This is a genomic window from Empedobacter sp. GD03861 (assembly GCF_029840885.1).
GTDB lineage: Bacteria > Bacteroidota > Bacteroidia > Flavobacteriales > Weeksellaceae > Empedobacter > Empedobacter falsenii_B.
In genome coordinates this window covers 1-1,725 of the sequence record NZ_JAOCDJ010000082.1, presented here as the reverse complement: position 1 = coordinate 1,725, position 1,725 = coordinate 1, and the positions used below count along the sequence as shown (strand labels likewise).

Genomic DNA, 1,725 nt, shown 5'->3' with positions numbered 1-1,725 from the left:
GTATATACAATAAAAATTATTAAAAAATGGAAACAAAAAATTTAGTTCATACTCATAAAGATAATTTGAATATTAATTCACCCTTTATAAATCTTTACAAAATAGGATATTACTTACCTCTATTTGGAACAGTATTACTTTTAGTGTGGATAGGCATTTTTAAGTTTACACCAACAGAGGCTCAAGCTATAAAGTCTCTTGTAGAAAATCACCCATTATCGTTTTGGATTTATAAAATATTTAGTGATCAAACTGTATCTAATATAGTTGGAGTACTTGAATTACTTGTAGCATTATTAGTTGTTTTAACTTTAAAATATCAATCATTAAAAAAATATGCGGGAATAGCTATTCTTATTATTTTCGGAACAACTCTTAGTTATCTTTTTACAACTCCCGGGATTTGGAAATTTGTTGATGGAGTTCCTGTAACAGATTTTTTCATTTTAAAAGATATAGCTTACTTCGGCTTTGGTTTCACTCTTTTAGCTCAATCTTTAAATAAAAAATCATGAAAAAATTATTCATCATAAGCTCATTAATTATTACAGGAATAATACTAACAAGTATAAGTTGTAAAACTCATAAAAATAATTTAGTTAAATCGAATAAACATCAGAAAATGAATAACACATCAGAAAATGAAATATATTTTGCAGGAGGATGCTTTTGGGGAACAGAACATTTTTTTCAACAGGTCAGAGGGGTTACAAATACAGTTGTAGGTTATGCTAATGGAACTATAGAAAAGCCTTCTTATAAAGAAGTGATCACAGGTAAAACTGGTTTTGCTGAAACTGTCAAGGTAACTTATAATCCTGATATAGTTGATCTAGGATTATTAATTGATTTGTATTTTAAGACAATAGATCCTACGAGTCTAGACAAACAAGGAAATGACTTAGGGACACAATATAGAACAGGAATTTATTATACAAACCCAACTGACTCTAAATTAATCGATCAGAAGTTAAAAGATTTAGAAAAAAATTATAATCAAAAAATTGTAGTAGAAAATATGCCTTTACATAATTTTTATGATGCAGAAAATTATCATCAAGATTATTTAAATAAAAATCCAAAAGGATATTGCCATATATCACCAAGTTTATTTGATGATGCTCGTAAGGCAAATCCTATTCAAGAAAAAGAATATATCAAAGAAAGCCAAAGTGAACTTAAAAAACATTTAACTTCTTTGCAATACGATGTTACACAAAATGGTGCAACAGAAAAACCTTTTTCAAATGAATATAATTCTGAATTTAGAGAAGGAATTTATGTAGACATAACAACTGGTGAACCTCTTTTTGTGTCAACGGATAAATTTGAATCAGGTTGTGGCTGGCCAAGTTTCTCAAAACCAATCAGTAAAAATCTTATTGAAGAAATAAATGATAATTCTTTTGGAATGAAAAGAACTGAAGTAAGAAGTAAAACTGGTAATGCTCATTTAGGTCATGTTTTTGATGATGGCCCAAAAGATAAAGGAGGATTGAGATATTGTATTAATAGTGCATCATTAAAGTTTATATCAAAAGAAGAAATGAAAGCTAAAGGATATGAAAAATATTTATCCTTAATAAAATAAAAACTAATAAAATTCTATTTCTAAATATTATAAAAGGTATTACTTAATGTTTACAGATTGTAATTTTTAATAAAACATTTTGTAATCTTCCCCTTGTTAGGAACATTTAAAAGTATAGTTTTTATTTAATATTA

The 1,725-nt window shown here is 26.8% G+C and carries 2 protein-coding genes; both read left to right on the top strand.

Annotation, left to right across the window (positions count from 1 at the left end; translation table 11 throughout):
- Positions 1-26: 26 nt before the first annotated feature.
- Entirely contained in the window at positions 27-515 is a 489-nt protein-coding gene (locus N5D03_RS14780; RefSeq protein ID WP_115000182.1) for a DUF417 family protein, read from the top strand.
- Positions 512-1,591, top strand: a complete 1,080-nt coding sequence (msrB, locus tag N5D03_RS14775) for a peptide-methionine (R)-S-oxide reductase MsrB (protein WP_038330688.1) — start codon at positions 512-514, stop codon at positions 1,589-1,591. Before N5D03_RS14780 ends, msrB begins: the two co-directional genes overlap by 4 nt.
- Positions 1,592-1,725: the final 134 nt, after the last annotated feature.

Bases quoted from the DNA above. Each gene is read 5' to 3' on its own strand.
- msrB (WP_038330688.1), top strand. From the start codon at position 512: ATGAAAAAATTATTCATCATAAGCTCATTAATTATTACAGGAATAATA.
- N5D03_RS14780 (WP_115000182.1), top strand. From the start codon at position 27: ATGGAAACAAAAAATTTAGTTCATACTCATAAAGATAATTTGAATATT.